Origin of the sequence: Clostridium sp. OM02-18AC (assembly GCF_003481825.1) — a bacterium.
Lineage (GTDB): Bacteria > Bacillota > Clostridia > Lachnospirales > Lachnospiraceae > Brotaphodocola.
Genome location: NZ_QULW01000020.1, coordinates 52,336 through 68,791, shown reverse-complemented (window position 1 = coordinate 68,791; position 16,456 = coordinate 52,336). Strand labels below are relative to the sequence as shown.

Genomic DNA, 16,456 nt, shown 5'->3' with positions numbered 1-16,456 from the left:
GGATTCATTATGAACCCTTGGTCCTTCTTTTTTATAGGCTATGTTTTTTCACAGCCCCTCGTTCGTTACTGCACAATATTGTTTATATTGATATGGTTTTTCTGTAAATCTCACTGATTTTTGCAACATTGTAATTTGGACCATATTCTTTTGCGATGTTATATATTTTTTCAACCGTAGCGAGATCAATTTCCAGTATTTCAGATATTTGTTTCGGCATAATTCCTTGTTCAATTTTTTTAACGATCAAATCCGTCAGTATTGAAGCCTCTCCTTGAGCCTTACCGATTGCCTGCCCGCGTTCTAATCTTATCGATAAAATACTCATTCACAGCCTCCTGTAGATTTATTAAATTTTGTTATAAGTTAAGACGAGGTACTAAAGAAGTTTTCCAAATGTTCGGAATAGTATGCTTGAAGCATATCATTGATTAAATTTTTTTCCAAGTTGGATGATCGATGATTATTTAAGCGAATCAGCTGCAGATATCGATAGTAGTTCTTGGGTGGCAGGCACCAGCAAAGATCTTGACAAGTGGAGCAGGAAAGATATGAAGCAATTGGCATAAGTGTGATACCGAGCTGATTTTTAACCATTTCCATAATGGAATTTGTATTGTTAATGTTACAGAATACATGGAAGCCAGGACAGTAGTCATTGAGGATATCTATAGCAACTGCGCCATCGGAGGTTTCTGCCGGGGAAAGAATAAATGGTTCTGCGCGAAAATGAGAAATATCTGTTTGGGGCGGAAACTTTCCAACGGGGACAGCAAATTCTGGGTGTGCTTTTAAAATGGGATGATCTGGAGCTAAAAATAAAGCAAAAGGTTCTTTGCGGATTAGTTCTACATTACAGTCTGGCAGTGACAAAAGAGAATCTCTGGCTAAAATAATAAAATCCAGTTCCAAATGCTTCAGTAGATGCAACAGTGAAAAAGCACGACCTTCCGATACAGAGATATCTGTATTGGCATAGAGTTCTTTATGAGATGCGAGTACTTTAGAAAAAATATGAAATCCATAATTGCTGGCTAATCCAATACGGATTCGTTGTTGAAATTTTAAAGTTTGTAATTGTGCGTATAGTCGGTTACGTACGTTGAGCATTTCACCTGCAGTTTGTACATAAATTTGCCCTTCAGAAGTAATTTTTAGACGGTTCTTTTCGCGAGTAAAGAGACGGATGCCGAGTTCTTGCTCTAGATTACTGAGAAAAAGGCTTAAGGCTGGTTCGGAAATAGATAAAATTTTTGACGCTTCCGAAAGATTTTCATGTTTGGCAACTTCACAAATATATTCTAATTCTTTTAAAATCATAGGACATTGTGCACTTTTTATAATAAAAGTGAGAAAAAAACTTAAATTTATAACTATTAAAAATATTCTATAGTAAACTATAAGGAAAATCAATAGTAGTTATAAAATATATATGTTCGACAAAAATGGAAAATATGTCTATAATTGAGAAAAACAAAGATATGATATTTCTATAAAACAAAAATATTCAAAACTAATGAGAATATTCTGAAAACAATGCAGAGCGAAAAGTTACAATATAGAATATCATATACATTTAAAAGGAGGAACTACTATGAAAAAAAGAAGACTATTGGCAGCGTTGATGACAGCAGCGATGACAATCAGCTTAGCAGCGTGCGGCGGTTCATCGACAACTTCAACAACAGCGGCTAATTCAACGGCAGAAACAACAGCAGCGGCTGCATCGGAGGAGACAAAGGCAGAAGCAGCCGCTGCTGTTGACTGGTCAGCAGTTGATGTTTGGGATTTGATTGATCAGCAGGAATTGAACTTTAAAATTGGCATCATGAGTAGTTCTGTTAGCCAGGGTGAAGAAAATTACCGTAGTGCGATTCGTCTGCAGGAGAAGTACGGAGAGGATAAGGTTCTGGTAGATACTTTCCCGGCTAATGCAGTTGCAGAGCAGGAAACTACAATTTCCAAGGTTATGGCGATGGCATCAGATCCAGATGTCAAAGCAATTGTATTTAATCAGGCACAGGATGGTACGATTGCAGCAATTAAAAAATTAAAAGAAGTGCGAGATGATGTTTTGACAGTTGCCTGCAATCCGAATGAAGATTATGATGAGATGGCAACAGTAGCAGACGTTGTCTTATGTAAAGATCAGCTTGGTTTTGCAGATCAGGTTGCAAACTTGGCTGTATCTATGGGCGCAAAGAATTTCGTGCACTATTCTTTCCCAAGACATATGTCTAATCAGAATATCGCAAAGAGATGCGAACGGATGAAAGAAATCTGTGAAGAGAATGGCATTAACTTCCTTGAAGTAACTGCTCCAGATCCACAGGGAGATTCTGGTACTGCAGGTACGCAGCAGTTTATCTTGGAAGATGTTCCGCGTCAGATTAAATCTCTTGGTGAAGATACTGTGTTCTTCTCTACCAATACTGCAATGCATGAGCCAATCATTAAATGCGTATTTGAGGGTCATGCGATGTACTGTGGACAGTCTGATCCAACTCCGTTTGATGGATTCCCGGCAGCTTTGAATATTGAGGTACCGGAAGACAAGAAAGGTGATAGTGATTATATGCTGTCAGCAATTCAGGAAAAGGTAAATGAAGCCAATGAAAACGGTCGTGTTTCCACTTGGCCGGTATCTCTGAATATGACTTATGTACAGGCTGGTACTATGTATGCAATGCTCTACTGCAGTGGTGTTGTTACTGAGACAAAGGGTGATGCTGCTCTTGAGGCACTTCAGGCATGTTACAGAACTTTATCTGGCGAAGGTGCAGAGGTAAATTATTGGACAAATAACGATGGTAAAGAATACGATTATGTATTCCGTGTCCTTGGCGGACAGCATGTTTTTGAATAAAAACAAGAAAACAGATACAGGCGGCGGTCTTTAGGCGCCGCCTGTTTTTTCATACGAAAAACAATCGGAGGTGGAATACGTGGACAAAAATTATATTCTGAAGATGGATCACATTGAGAAAGAATATTATGGAAATAAAGTCCTAAAGGGTATCAGTTTTGATATAAAACCCGGAGAAATTATGGCACTGGTTGGGGAAAATGGCGCTGGAAAGTCAACATTAATGAATGTACTTTTTGGTATGGAACAGATCCATCGAACTGGTGGGTTTAAAGGTCAGGTGTTTTTTGATGGACGGGAAGTACATATTGCGTCGCCGAAGGAAGCCATGGAATTGGGAATTGGTATGGTTCATCAGGAATTTATGCTTCTTCCGGGATTTACAATAACAGAAAATATTAAATTGAACAGAGAAATTTTAAAACAGGGTTTACTTTCTAAAGTATTTGGAAAACGTTTGAGTAATTTAGATCGACCAGCTATGAAACAGGATGCAAGAAAGTCCTTGGATAAAATAGGGTTAGAAGTTTCGGAAGAACAGACAGTTTCTGGTCTACCTGTAGGTTACATGCAATTTGTAGAGATTGCGCGTGAAATCGATAAGACGAATATGAAGTTGATCGTTTTTGATGAACCTACAGCGGTACTTACAGAAATAGAGTCACAGAGATTGCTGGATACCATGAAAAAAATTGCATCTGAGGGAGTTGCAGTTATTTTTATCAGTCATAAGTTGGATGAAATTATTCAGGTTTCGGACAGAATTATGGTTATGCGTGATGGTGAACAGGTATGTACAGTTGAGAAGAAAGATACAGATGCGATTAAGTTAGCTGAGTTAATGGTTGGTCGTGGAATTGATGCTGGTTCTATTGCGGAAAAAAGAAATCTTAATAACCGGGAAATTATTATGTCGATTCGTAATCTGGAAGTAGATATGCCTGGAGAAACGGTGAAAGGCTTTGACCTGGATATTAGAAAAGGAGAAATTATCGGACTGGGCGGATTGGCTGGTCAGGGTAAAATTGGAATTTCAAACGGTATTTTGGGTTTATATCCATCGGATGGAAACATTACTTATGAAGGAAAAGCACTTCCATTAAATAATCCATTAGGGGTGTTAAAGAGAAAGATTGCATTTGTTTCAGAAGACAGAAGAAATGTGGGATTGATTTTGAGTGAATCAATTGAAGAGAATATTGCGATTGGTGCTCTTCGGGTGAATGGAAGATTCTTGAAAAAGTTTGGACCAATTACGCAGATTGATAAAAAAGCAGTAAAAGAAAATTCTGATCAAATGATTCAGGATTTTAAAATTAAATGTGTGAGTGGGAAGCAGCATGTGTCTGATTTGAGTGGTGGAAATCAGCAGAAAGTCTGTATGGCAAGAGCGTTGACTATGGAACCTGATCTTTTGTTTGTTTCAGAGCCGACCCGAGGAATTGATATTGGAGCAAAACAGCTGCTTTTGGATCATTTGGTAAAATTAAATCGAGAAAAGGGTGTTACCATTGTTATGACATCCAGTGAATTAAAAGAATTGCGTTCTGTATGTGACAGGATTGCAATTGTGACCGGTGGAAAGTTGGAAGGAATTCTTTATCCAGATTCTTCGGATGCAGAGTTTGGACTGATGATGTCAGGTACAAAAGTAGATACTTCTTCGGAGAAGGAGGAAAAGGAATGAATGCACGTATAAAGAAAGTTATAAATACATTGGGAATTCCCAGACTGATTATTATTGGTTTGTTGGTGGTTATTCTCATTGCAATGCCAATACTTGGTCTTCAGATTGAGATGCTTTATACCCAGGCATTTGGACGTATTGGAATGTATATGATATTGGTGCTTGCCATGGTTCCTGCGATTGAATCTGGTATAAAAATGAATATGGCTTTGCCGCTTGGAATTTTATGTGGTTTGGTTGGAAGCGTAATCAGTCTGGATGCAGGAGCAACTGGTTGGACTGGATTATTTTCTGCAATGATTATTTCGATTCCAATTGCAGCTGTGGTTGGTATTCTTTATGGCATGATCCTCAATAAGATTAAGGGATCTGAGATGATGATAGCAACGTATTCTGGCTATACGGCGGTGGCTGTTATGTGTATTGCCTGGATGGCATTCCCAATCAAGAATGCGGAAATACGGTGGCCACAGGGAAACGGTGTCCGTTCTATCGTTTCCTTAACCGGAAAATATGAAAAGATATTAGATCATTTTTTAGAAATACGGATTACAGATGAACTCGTATTTCCCACAGGCTTGTTTTTGTTTGTTGGTTTGATGTGTCTTCTTGTGTGGATTTTTATGCGGTCCAAACTTGGAATCATAATGAAAACGGCAGGGGCAAATCCTGCGTTTGCAAGTGCAACTGGAATTAATGTTGATAAAATGCGCATTCTTGGAATGATGCTTTCTACAATTTTAGGTGCTATTGGCATTATTGTGTATGCCCAAAGTTATGGATTTTTCCAGTATTATATGGCCCCACTGAATATGGCATTTATTGCGGTCGCTGCAATTTTGATTGGAGGAGCAACCGTGAATCGAGCAGGTATTTTTAACGTCATTCTTGGAACAATCCTTTATCAGTCTATTATGACGTTTACATTACCGATTGCCAATGTCATTATGCCAGAGGGATCTTTATCGGAGATTGTGAGAATTATTATTCAGAATGGCATCATTCTGTATGCACTTACGAAAGCAGGTGAATCTCGATGAAAGAACAGATGAAAAGAATTGTAAAAGAAAATATAGTAACGCTTGTATTCCTCGTACTTTGTGTGTGTGGTTTTATTGCCTCAGGTCAAACATTTAGCTATGTCCTTTCTGAGGTTGCAACAAGATTATTTCGAAATTTTGGTTTGGTTTTCTCTTTGATTATTCCGGTTATTGCAGGTATTGGACTGAATTTTGGTATTGTTCTTGGTGCAATGGCAGCGCAGGCAGGATACATATTTGTGACGCATTGGAGAATACAAGGACTGTTGGCAATTATTGTGGCAGTGCTAATCTGTACACCACTTTCCATTATTTTCGGATGGCTCCTTGGAAAGCTGTTTAACAAAACAAAAGGCCAGGAAATGATTACTGGTATGATTACAGGTTTTTTCGCAAATGGTCTTTATCAGATGTTTTTTTTAGTATTAATCGGAACTTTAATTCCTATGACGGATGATCGTATTATGATTTATACCGGTATTGGTATTAAAGATACGCTGAAATTGGAAGATTCTGTAGTGAATGCTTTGGATAATGTATTGAAACTGCGTTTAGATCAACTTTTCATTCCTATTGTGATAATAGCAATTGCTGTATTGGCATTTTGCATTATAAAGACTTACAGAGAAAAGCTTCCAAATTATAAGCAAAAGCTGTGGGAGTATGGTGTTTATGCATTGGCAGTATTGGCTCTTTGGATTGTTGGAACATGTAATAAACAGGTTGCTTTTGCTATGAAGTTTACTAGTGTTCCAGTAGTTCCTTTGATTTTAATGGTTCTGTTTGGATTGATAGTCAATGCCATTTTGAAAACAAAACTGGGACAGGATTTCCGTGCAATTGGAATGAATATGAAAGTAGCAGCAGCGTCGGGTATTGATGTAGATAAAACGAGAATTATTGCTATTATTCTATCAACTATCATGGCATCATGGGGGCAGATTATATTTCTTCAGAATATCGGTAACTTTACGACTTATTCCAGTCATGAGAAGGTTGGCTTGTTCGCAGTTGCTGCAATTCTGGTTGGTGGAGCATCCACAAAAAAAGCAACTGTGAAGCAGGGGATTATTGGAATTATCTTGTTCCATACATTATTCGTAATTGCGCCGCTTGCAGGAAAAGCATTGTTGAATGATGCTGCTTATGGAGAGTATTTCCGTGAGGCGATTTCCTATGGTGTTATTACGCTGTCTCTGGTACTTCATATTTCGGGAAGAGGAAAAAGAAAAACAGCAAAGGCATAGCATCAACATTGAAAGAAAAGATGTTTTCGGAAAGGAGCGCAGTATGTTTGATATTAAAAAAGAAGTAGATGAAATGTATGAACAGATGCGGGAATGGAGAGAAGATTTTCATCGTCATCCAGAATTGGGATACAATCTGGAACGAACAGCAGGAATTGTTGCATCTCATTTAAAAAATCTTGGACTAGAAGTAACAGAACATGTAGGAAAAATGGGCGTGGTTGCCTTACTGAAGGGCGGAAAACCGGGGAAAGTGCTTGCCATAAGAGCAGATATGGATGCTTTGCCCATCCAGGAGGCAACTGGTCTTTCTTATTCATCAGAAACACCGGGGATTATGCATGCATGTGGACATGATGGGCACACGGCAATGTTAATGGCGGCTGCATCTGTTTTAACAAAGCATAAAGATGAAATACATGGTACGATTAAATTTATTTTCCAACCGGCAGAAGAAGGCGGAAGAGGAGCCTATGCTATGGTAAGGGATGGAGTGTTAGAAAATCCGAGACCAGATGCTATTATGGCTGCACATATGATGTTTTGGGAAGCTGGTACCATTACAATTCGAAAAGGTTCTGCGTATCTGGCATCAGACAGCTTCCGGATTAAGGTACATGGACATGGAGGGCATGGTTGTAAGCCACATGAATGCACAGATACGATTTTGGCAGCTTGTAAGATTGTTACAGATATTCAGATGATTGTGGCGAGAAAAGTAAATCCGCAAGACGTTGCAACTGTAACTGTTGGCGCGATTCATGGTGGAAGTAAAGAGAACATTATTCCAGAATATGCAGAGCTGATCGGTACGGTAAGAACTCTGAAGCCAGAAGTGAGACAGCGAGTGATAGATGGACTTCACGAAGTATGTAAGGGGGTCTGTGATGCCGTTGGAACTACTTACGAAATGGAATATGAGGAAGTTTGTGAAACTGTAGATAATAATCCAGCGTTAATGGAACTATTTGAAGAGGCTATTAAAAAAGTGCTTGGCGCGGATAAAGTCCTGGAAGCAGATCAGTGCAGACCAGGATCAGAAGATTTTAGTGCATATTTGACAACAGGTATTCCAGGAGGCTATCTATGGGTAGGCGGAGCATATCCGGGAGAAAAGACGCCATCAAAAAATCATCAGCCAACCTATAACTGGGATGAAAATGCCATGAAGGCCGGAGCGGCAGCAGAGGTAGCTTCTGCATTGGCATTTCTTAACAGCATGGAGTAAGGAGTGCAACGTGAAAAAGAAAAATTATGTGATTCAGGATAGAAAACCTGCTGTGTTGTATCATTATTTTGAAGATATTTCAAGTATTCCTAGAGTTTCCTATCATGAAGCTGCGGCAGCTGCCTATGTAGTTCGTGTTGCAAAGGAACATGGTTTGTGGTATTACGAGGATGATATTCATAATGTACTTGTGAGACGCCCAGGAAGTAAGGGCTATGAGCATTTACCGTCTGTGCTTTTGGAAGGTCATTTGGATATTGTTGGAGAGAAAACGGAAGATTCCAAACATAACTTTGATACGGATCCGATTGAATTGATTGAAGAGGGAAATATTCTTCATGCAAACCATACGACTCTTGGGGCAGATAATGGTTGTGCTGTCGCGTTAATGCTGACATTGCTCACCGATGAAAAATTGATAGCGCCTCCACTGGAGTGTTTGTTTACTGTACAGGAAGAAGTGGGATTACTTGGTGCAAAGCATTTTGATGCATCTCTTATTCAATCGCGGAAAGTAATTGGCTTGGATGCTGGCTCTGAAGGTGTCTTTCGCATGGGAACTTCAACAAAATTTGAAATGACTTCTTTTTATCCAACTCATCGTGAAGCTGTTCATGGCATAGCATATCACCTGGTAGTAGACGGTCTCAAGGGCGGAGATCAGGGAGCAGGGATTCCGCAGGAGCGAATCTGTGCTATTAAAATGACAGCACGTTTACTACATTATCTGAATAAAGTGATGGATGTACGTGTGGTATCTATGGATAAAGTTGGAAAAAGTATACCAGAAAGTTGTGACAGCCATATTGTGTTGGCAAATGGAGAAGAGTCCCTGATGTTTCGTATTATAGAAGAGCAGCAGAAACTTATCCGAATAGAACACGAAGATGCAGATCCAGATATCCGGGTCCGAATAGAACGAGAAGAACCGGTTGGAGATATGTTGAAGAAAGAAGAAAGTGATCGTCTGATTGAGGCAATCTATTTGATGCCTTATGGTGCAAGAAATAGAAAGCTTTGTCGCGTGGACGAAGTAAGCTGTTCTGTTATTATGAAGAAAATTTACACGGAATCGGATGGAATTCGCGTTTTTTCTGTTATTTCCACTGAGGAAATGGAAAACGGAGAAGCCCTGAATGAAGAAATGCAGACTTTTATGAAGCATTGGGGATTTGCTATAGAATACGTGAATCTGAACCGGGGGTGGCAATGGTCTAAAAAATCTGAGATTCGCGATGTGATGATTGAAACTTACAAAAAGCTTTTTGGAAAAGAACCCAAGGTAAACATCAGCCATGGAGGAAATGATTGTGTTGTATTAAAAGAAAAAATTCCGGAATTGGATATGGTGACGACGGCAGCTACTTATGTGGATTATCATACACCGAAAGAAAGATTGTATATGGATACATTTGAAAAGGTATATATGTTGATTCGAGAAACCTTGACAAATCTTACAAAAGCATAAATAAACGATAATAAATGCAGGCACAGAAACTTGTAGTTTACAGAAGTTTTTGTGCCTGTATTTGTTGCATAAAATTTCTTCAGAAAATTCGGATTAGTCATAATAGTGTATATAATTATTATAAACCATCTGCAGCAGTTGCTCTTCTTCGGAAGAGGCTGTGTGACCTTTTCGCTTCATGCAAAGCATATACCGATAATAGGCATGGGGAGGCTGACAAACCAGAAGCCCTTTATCCCGTGGAATACAATAAGATGGGATTGCGGAAAGACAGATGCCATCCAGAACCATGTTGCATAGGGTTTGTGTGTTGTTCATTTCCCAGGTTATAGAAGCATTCATATTGTAATCTTTAAAAATTTTGTCAGCAATTTGATAATCACAGGTGTTTCGAGGAGTAAGGGCAAAAGTTTCATTGGCAAAAAGAGACATGTCAGCGACAGGAGGATCATCATAATTGGTGGAAGATGCAACATCGGCATGAGGATGTTTTGGTGGAATTAGGAGAAACACTTTTTCGCGTTTCCATACCTCTGTATGACAGCGCTCATCTTTCACAATTTCTGGTCTTCCAATGATGATTACATCTAGCTTGTCCTGATATAGTAGCTCCATGAGAGCAACAGCACGCCCTTCTGTGACATTTACAGTAAAGTTTGGAAACTGCCTGGTGAATTCAGAAATGGTCTGTGAAAAAACAGACATTACCATAAGAGAAGAAATGCCAATATTTAAAGTCTGTGATTTTTTATTGAGATTTAGTTTCTCATACAGTTTTTCTTCCATGTGAAGAAGTTCACGGGCAGTCTCGGCATATAATCTTCCGGCTGGCGTGATAGTTAGTTTGTTTTTGGAACGTTCAAAAAGAGAAAGACCCAATTCTTCTTCTAATTTCCGTAAAAACAAACTCAGTGTGGATTGGGAAACAAAGAGGCGTTTTGAGGCTTTCGTCAAGTTTTGTTCTTCTGCAATAGTGATAATATAGCGCAGTGATTTTAAATTCATATAAGAAACCCACTTTCTCAATAATAAGTTATCTTTGATAGATACGATGGAGTTGTTTGACCATCCACTCATAAAAAGCGCGGATCGTATACACCACCGTCTGGTCGATGAGGAACCCATATGCAAAGGAAGCAAGGATGACGAAAATGACGGTTCCTGCGAAAACCAGAGGCTGCTTCCAGGTGATGTCCAGGTTCAGGGTGTAGATGACGATATGGTAGAGTACCCACCAGTGCAGCAACAGGATCGTGAAACTGTGTTTTCCGAACATCATGACCAGGGAATCCCAGAAATACTTTTGTGCCGGCTTTTTGTGCAGGGCGAGGGCGAAGATGCCGCAGGCCATGAAAATGGAGAGTGGAGCCATGTGAACGTAGTAGTTGACATAAGTTTGCCAGTACACATAAGGGTTCACGGACAGGACCACTTTCAAAAAGGACAGCAGGGCAGCAATCCAGATCCAACGGTCGTAGGTTCTTGTCTCCGGGCGGGATACCCAGTAGCCGATCATGGCGATGCCGATCCACTGGGCGAAAAAGGGCAGCAGGTCCGCGGTCATGGTGGTGTAGGTCCGAAGAAAGGAACACAGCAGGATGAGACCGGATAAAGCAGTAAGGGTGCGGTAGGTCATGGATTCAAACATGTAGCGGAGAAAGGGTACTGCTATATAGATGGAGATGGTCATGTAGACCAGCCACAAAAACGGGCAGTCTTCCTGGATGGAACCGGTCAGGATCCGGTAAAAGGCATCTTTGACGGTGGCTGCGCACACCGGATGCAGTCTTCCGTTCTGCCATATATAAAAGAAAAAGTAAATGACAGATGTGAGCACGACTTTGGAGAAGCGCCTTTGGTAGAAGGCTCCGATCCCTTCTTTGGTTCCGCGGCCAAACAGCAGGGCACCGGTCAGCATGAGAAAGCAGGTGTTGCCCAGATAGAAGCAGGTACGAAGGACGGCTGCAGTCTTCAAAAGAAGCGGTGGAACTTCCTGGATCAAGGCGGTAGTTTCTTCATTGACCTCCATGGAAAGCACCGGCAGGGCAATGTCGATGCAGTGGATCATGAGAACGGAGAAAACCGCAAACAGGCGGATATAGTCGAAGCGGATGTCGTAGGCCGGGGTGGCGGCGGTAAAGCCGATGGCTGTGCTGACGGATGTTTTTCTGTCTCTCAGATGAAGAAACAGGGAAGAAAGCGCAAGAACCCAAAACGGGAGAACGTGGTTTGGACGGAGAATGCCGTAGGCTTTTTTGTCGCACCAGATCAGAAATACCAGGGCACAGACGGAGAGGATGCCCCAGAAGAGGCATCGGGTGAATTTGGTCTGGAGGCGGAATGTTTTTTGGTCAGTCATAGAAACTCCTTATCAGGCAGATGGGTTACGGAATCGTGTTACTATGCGATACAGCAAAGCCCGGGACAGCCGCGAAGCGGCCGTTCCGGGCTTTTTTAATGCTTATGAATGAATTACGAATGTGCAGCAGTCCAATTACTGATTTTGGAACTTTGCGAGGATGCGAGCAGTTTCTGCATTGATCATATCCTGGGTGACATTCGGATCGGACGGATCCCAAGTCTGCTCGAATGGAATCTCGTATGCGATCGTCGGGCGCTCAAACGGTCCAACAACGGAAGAGTTGTAAACCTGAACGGTGGTTCCCAGTGCACAGTGATCGTAAACCCACTTTGCATCGCCGCTGATCAGGCGGATACAGCCTGCGGAACGGGCGATTCCCATGTTGTTGTAGGTGCTTGCCCATACGGTCATCGGGTTTGCAGCATCGTAGATGATGGAGTGGATCAGGATCGGGAGTCCGGCACCAAGACGGGTTGCATACTGGGTGTAGACATCGTGGATCATGAGTCTCCAGCGGTATTTTTCCGGAGTTTTAAAAGTTCCAACCGGAGTATCATCACCTACGGAGGTCAGGAAAGATTTTACCGGGATGATATAACCATTTCCGCCATCCTGTGCGTAGATGGTCATGCAGTTTAATTCTTTGTTGATCTTGATCAGGTACGGACCGTTGCTGCCAAGGAGGGATTCGACATCACTCCACATCTTGCCGTCTTCCCCGAAGTAATACTTCAGACCGTCGATGTACTGCCAGCCGGTTACCGGAACGGAGTCCTTGAAGTAGTAGCGGTCATTGCCAAGCCAGCCCCAGCCGGTGTAATTGTCGCCGTTGCCATGGATGTAGCGCATCTGACCGTCTACATACTGGATGCCGTCTGCGTGGGCGGATACCAGGTGATTGGAGGTATTTAAGCCACTGTCGGTGTTCTTTGCGAAGTAAGCCAGACGGAAGCCGGTTAAATGGAGTCCGGTGTTCATGGTACCAACGGTTTCTCCGTTTTTGCCCCAGCCGGTCTCAGTGCCGTCGCTCAAGGTTGCGCAGTAATAAATGTCGTACTGGTCGTTGACCGGACCTGCGAAGCGGTACTGGATCGCTTCAACCGGATACCAGGCATTGCCGTCAAAGGAGGTCTGCTGACCGCCGACTGCCCATCCGGTCCATCCGGTGGTGGAGTTGTAGGTGCGGTAGCGGACATCGCCGAAAATGTTCTCCAGATAAGTACAGATGGCGGTGAAACCTGCGCTCTCGGTGGAAATCTGCTGGTCATTTAAGAAAGCGCCGGACCAGTTTTTGCTGTCGTTGTATAAGATTGCGGTGGTCAGACGCGGCTGGCGCAGCGGAACAGACAGCGGACTGGTATGATTTGCAGCTGCTTCTGCTTCTGCAGCAGCCTGCTCGGATTCCAGCTGGTTTGCCTGATCCTGGGTCAGGGCGTTGGTCTGGCCGCTTGTGGCATCCTGGGAATTGTCGGCAGCTGCACTGGTTTCCGGTGCGGAGGTCTGTGCATTCTCAGTCTGGGAAGGTGCCTCAGAACTGCCGGAAACCTGAGTCTGGGAAGCACCAGATCCCGGAGCTTCGGTGGAAAAAGTATGACCGCCGGATGTGTTTTCCGGGGAAGCTGCGGTGCTCCCCGGACCGGACACTTCGGTCTTTTTGGTAGTGTCAATCACGCCGCTTGTCGCTGCTGTGGCATCTGTTTCCGCAAAAGCGCTGGTAACAGATCCGGCCATCATCATGCCGGCCACAAGCAGGGCAAGTCCTGCTTTTGTATGTTTACGCATGGAAAAAAACCTCCTGAAAATAATAAATATTACCATTCATTGTTAATCTATCATAAAAGAGGTAAAAAGACCATATCTGATTTACAATTTATCGGCGATCATGTAAAATAAAAGAGATTGGCAATAAAATCGTAACAAAATTGTCATAGAAATGGAAAAACGTGGAAGTCCAGAGAGAAAAATTGGAAAAACAAGAGGAAAGAAAAGCAATGGAACAGAGAGCAGAAATGAGCAGCAGGGATATTATGCAGGAGCAGGATCCTGAAAAGACAGAGGAACGGGATGCTGGAAAGATGGAAAGAGGTCACGATATCATGGTCAGCATCTGCTGCATCACATACAATCAGGCCGCTTATATCCGTGACGCGCTGGAGGGCTTTGTAAACCAGGAAGCCAATTTCTCTTATGAAGTCCTGATCCACGACGATGCCTCGACCGATGGCACTGCCCAGATCATCCGGGAGTATGCGGACCGGTATCCCAATTTGATCTTTCCTATTTTGCAGACGGAAAATCAGTATTCCCAAGGACTGACCAATGTCAGCGGCACTTTTAATTTCCCGCGGGCCAGGGGCAGATACATTGCCATGTGCGAGGGCGATGATTACTGGACCGACACAAAAAAACTGCAGAAACAGGTGGCTTATCTGGAGGCAAATCCGGGCTGTTCGCTCTGCTTTCACAGTGCAAAGGTAGAAGTACAGGGAAAGGCATTGACAGAGCATGCCATGCGGCCTTACAAAGGCAGCCGCATGATCTCGCCGGAGGAGATCATCGACAAGACATCCGGCTATCCGACCGCTTCGTTGATGTTTTACCGGGAGATGATCGACGCACTGCCGGACTTTTACAATCATGCGCCGATTGCGGATATCCCGCTGCAGCTTCTTGCGGCAAACCGTGGCTGGGCGTGGTATATGGATGAGCCCATGTGCGTTTACCGTCTGGGCGGTGCCGCTTCCTGGACCACGCTCATGAAGCAGGGCAACTACGAGAAAAAGCAGCAGGATTACGCAGCTGCCATGACAGAGATGTACCGTGGCTTTGATGCATTCAGCGGCGGTCGTTTTCACAATACGGTGGAGCATGCCATAAAACGGCTCATTTTCCTGACGCAGGTAAATACAAAACATTTTGATGCTATATTAAATAAGGAAAACCGGGAGTTTTACCGGGAATTAAATGCAAGGACACGGTTCTTTATCCGGTTTGAAACTTTGGCACCAAAGCTGTATGCGTGGCTGCAGAGGCAGTTCCACAGAAAGAGATAGTTATGAACGAAACAGGAATGAAAAATAAGGTGGCAAGCGGACTGTTCTGGAAGCTTCTGGAAAATGGAGGTGCCCAGGGCATTCAGTTTGTGATCGCGATCCTTTTAGCGCGGCTTCTGACTCCGGCGGAGTACGGAGTTGTGGGGATCATCATGATCTTTATCACCATTGCAAATGTATTTGTCCAGAGCGGCTTTTCTACGGCTCTGGTGCAGAAAAAGCAGGCTGATGAGGTGGATTTCTCATCGGTCTGCTATTTTGAACTTGCGGCATCCGTACTTTTTTATCTGTTGCTGTATCTGGCGGCACCGGCGATTGCGCAGTTTTATGGCATTTCGGTATTAAAGCCTATTGTGCGGGTGCTTGGCATCGTGCTGTTTCCGGGTGCAGTCATCTCGGTGCAGACGGCGTATGTGTCCCGGAACATGGAGTTTCGCGGCTTATTCTTTTCGACACTGGCGGCTTCGGCCCTCTCTGGTGTGATCAGTATCGTGATGGCGCTTCGCGGACTTGGCGTGTGGGCTATGGTGGGACAGCAGATCAGCTATTACATCAGCCTGATGATCGTGCTGTTTCTGACGGTTTCCTGGAAGCCGGGGCTCTTTTTTGCCTTCGACCGGATCCGGACGATGTTTGCGTTTGGCTGGAAGCTTCTCTGTGCTTCCCTTCTGGACACGGTATTTAATAATCTGTATGGACTTTTAATCGGAAAGATATATAATGAAGAGTTGTTGGGCAGCTACAACCGGGGAGAGCAGTTTCCAAAGCTGATCGCCACCAATCTGGGTGCGGCGATCCAGGCGGTACTGCTTCCGGCGTTTTCTGCCAGTCAGGACGATACCGATAAGGTGCGGGAGATGGTGCGCCGGGCGATCCGCTTAAGTTCCTTTGCGGTCATCCCGATGCTGATGGGGCTTTTCGCCGTGGCGGACACGCTGGTTTTAGCACTTCTTGGAGAAAAATGGCTGATCTGCGTGCCATTTCTTCGCATTATGTGTGTCTCCTACTGTTTCTGGCCGATCCATATCACGAATCTGCAGGCCATCAATGCAGTGGGGCGCAGCGATATCTTTTTAAAGCTGGAGCTGGTGAAGAAGGCACTCAGCCTTCTGGCACTGGTGATCGGCATGCAGTTCAATGTGTTTATCATGGTGTGCATCAAAGCCTTTCAGGATTTTGTGTGTACCTTTGTCAATGCGGCACCGAATAAGAAGCTGCTTGGGTACGACATCGCCCATCAGTGGATGGATGTAGCTCCGCCGGCGGCGCTGTCGGTTGTGATGTGCGCGGCAGTTATGGCATTTGGCGCATGGCTTCCGGACATGTCAGTATGGCTGAAGCTGGGACTGCAGATCATTTGCGGTGCGGTTGTTTATATTGTGCTGGCTGCTGCCTTCCGTCTGGAGAGTTTTTGCTTTTTGATGGGAATGGTAAAAGAGAAGCTGCGCAATGTGTAAAGAACGAGAAGGAAAAGCTGCCAGGTACGCACAGCGGGTAAACCGCAG

13 protein-coding genes are annotated in these 16,456 nt (G+C 43.4%); 8 read left to right on the top strand and 5 right to left on the bottom strand.

What is annotated here, in order from left to right:
• Window positions 1–82: 82 nt before the first annotated feature.
• A complete protein-coding gene (locus tag DXB18_RS13590) occupies window positions 83–328 on the bottom strand; it encodes a hypothetical protein (RefSeq protein ID WP_118708368.1) in 246 nt (81 codons plus the stop codon).
• 38 nt (window positions 329–366) lie between these two features.
• Window positions 367–1,320, bottom strand: a complete 954-nt coding sequence (locus tag DXB18_RS13585; RefSeq protein ID WP_118708366.1) for a LysR family transcriptional regulator — start codon at window positions 1,318–1,320, stop codon at window positions 367–369.
• Between the two features lie 274 nt (window positions 1,321–1,594).
• Here DXB18_RS13585 and DXB18_RS13580 point away from each other — a divergent pair, with 274 nt between their 5' ends.
• The 6 genes from DXB18_RS13580 (at window position 1,595) to pepD (ending at window position 9,536) form a co-directional block, all read left to right on the top strand.
• Window positions 1,595–2,866, top strand: a complete 1,272-nt coding sequence (locus tag DXB18_RS13580; RefSeq protein WP_118708364.1) for a DUF3798 domain-containing protein — start codon at window positions 1,595–1,597, stop codon at window positions 2,864–2,866.
• A gap of 79 nt (window positions 2,867–2,945) precedes the next feature.
• Window positions 2,946–4,553 (top strand): sugar ABC transporter ATP-binding protein, encoded by a 1,608-nt coding sequence (locus DXB18_RS13575; protein WP_207664488.1) that lies wholly within the window; start codon window positions 2,946–2,948, stop codon window positions 4,551–4,553.
• Window positions 4,550–5,593 (top strand): ABC transporter permease, encoded by a 1,044-nt coding sequence (locus DXB18_RS13570; protein ID WP_118541359.1) that lies wholly within the window; start codon window positions 4,550–4,552, stop codon window positions 5,591–5,593. Before DXB18_RS13575 ends, DXB18_RS13570 begins: the two co-directional genes overlap by 4 nt.
• Entirely contained in the window at window positions 5,590–6,840 is a 1,251-nt protein-coding gene (locus tag DXB18_RS13565) for an ABC transporter permease (protein ID WP_118541361.1), read from the top strand. Before DXB18_RS13570 ends, DXB18_RS13565 begins: the two co-directional genes overlap by 4 nt.
• 43 nt (window positions 6,841–6,883) lie before the next feature.
• Window positions 6,884–8,068, top strand: coding sequence for an amidohydrolase (locus DXB18_RS13560; protein WP_182430583.1), 1,185 nt, complete (start codon window positions 6,884–6,886; stop codon window positions 8,066–8,068).
• Between the two features lie 10 nt (window positions 8,069–8,078).
• The gene (gene pepD, locus DXB18_RS13555) at window positions 8,079–9,536 is read left to right on the top strand and encodes a beta-Ala-His dipeptidase (RefSeq protein WP_182430582.1); all 1,458 of its coding nucleotides are present in this window, start codon (window positions 8,079–8,081) and stop codon (window positions 9,534–9,536) included.
• A 93-nt stretch (window positions 9,537–9,629) separates the two neighbouring features.
• On the opposite strand, the gene DXB18_RS13550 is transcribed toward pepD, so the two are convergent.
• The 3 genes from DXB18_RS13550 to DXB18_RS13535 all read right to left on the bottom strand — a co-directional run bounded on the left by DXB18_RS13550 (window position 9,630) and on the right by DXB18_RS13535 (window position 13,680).
• Window positions 9,630–10,613, bottom strand: coding sequence for a LysR family transcriptional regulator (locus DXB18_RS13550; protein ID WP_207665790.1), 984 nt, complete (start codon window positions 10,611–10,613; stop codon window positions 9,630–9,632).
• On the bottom strand, window positions 10,570–11,895 hold the full coding sequence (locus DXB18_RS13540) for an acyltransferase (protein ID WP_118708360.1): 1,326 nt from the start codon (window positions 11,893–11,895) through the stop codon (window positions 10,570–10,572). The genes DXB18_RS13550 and DXB18_RS13540 overlap by 44 nt, the downstream gene beginning before the upstream one ends.
• A 135-nt stretch (window positions 11,896–12,030) precedes the next feature.
• Complete coding sequence (locus DXB18_RS13535; protein ID WP_118708358.1) at window positions 12,031–13,680, bottom strand: L,D-transpeptidase; 1,650 nt, start codon at window positions 13,678–13,680, stop codon at window positions 12,031–12,033.
• A gap of 209 nt (window positions 13,681–13,889) precedes the next feature.
• On the opposite strand from DXB18_RS13535, the gene DXB18_RS13530 reads away from it, so the two are divergent.
• Both DXB18_RS13530 and DXB18_RS13525 read left to right on the top strand, forming a co-directional pair.
• On the top strand, window positions 13,890–14,951 hold the full coding sequence (locus tag DXB18_RS13530; protein WP_347560897.1) for a glycosyltransferase: 1,062 nt from the start codon (window positions 13,890–13,892) through the stop codon (window positions 14,949–14,951).
• 2 nt (window positions 14,952–14,953) lie between these two features.
• The gene (locus tag DXB18_RS13525; protein ID WP_118708356.1) at window positions 14,954–16,408 is read left to right on the top strand and encodes a lipopolysaccharide biosynthesis protein; all 1,455 of its coding nucleotides are present in this window, start codon (window positions 14,954–14,956) and stop codon (window positions 16,406–16,408) included.
• Window positions 16,409–16,456: the final 48 nt, after the last annotated feature.

Coding starts and splice junctions, on each gene's coding strand:
- DXB18_RS13590 (WP_118708368.1), bottom strand. CDS start 328: ATGAGTATTTTATCGATAAGATTAGAACGCGGGCAGGCAATCGGTAAG.
- DXB18_RS13585 (WP_118708366.1), bottom strand. CDS start 1,320: ATGATTTTAAAAGAATTAGAATATATTTGTGAAGTTGCCAAACATGAA.
- DXB18_RS13580 (WP_118708364.1), top strand. CDS start 1,595: ATGAAAAAAAGAAGACTATTGGCAGCGTTGATGACAGCAGCGATGACA.
- DXB18_RS13570 (WP_118541359.1), top strand. CDS start 4,550: ATGAATGCACGTATAAAGAAAGTTATAAATACATTGGGAATTCCCAGA.
- DXB18_RS13565 (WP_118541361.1), top strand. CDS start 5,590: ATGAAAGAACAGATGAAAAGAATTGTAAAAGAAAATATAGTAACGCTT.
- DXB18_RS13560 (WP_182430583.1), top strand. CDS start 6,884: ATGTTTGATATTAAAAAAGAAGTAGATGAAATGTATGAACAGATGCGG.
- DXB18_RS13550 (WP_207665790.1), bottom strand. CDS start 10,613: ATGAGTGGATGGTCAAACAACTCCATCGTATCTATCAAAGATAACTTA.
- DXB18_RS13540 (WP_118708360.1), bottom strand. CDS start 11,895: ATGACTGACCAAAAAACATTCCGCCTCCAGACCAAATTCACCCGATGC.
- DXB18_RS13535 (WP_118708358.1), bottom strand. CDS start 13,680: ATGCGTAAACATACAAAAGCAGGACTTGCCCTGCTTGTGGCCGGCATG.
- DXB18_RS13530 (WP_347560897.1), top strand. CDS start 13,890: ATGGAACAGAGAGCAGAAATGAGCAGCAGGGATATTATGCAGGAGCAG.
- DXB18_RS13525 (WP_118708356.1), top strand. CDS start 14,954: ATGAACGAAACAGGAATGAAAAATAAGGTGGCAAGCGGACTGTTCTGG.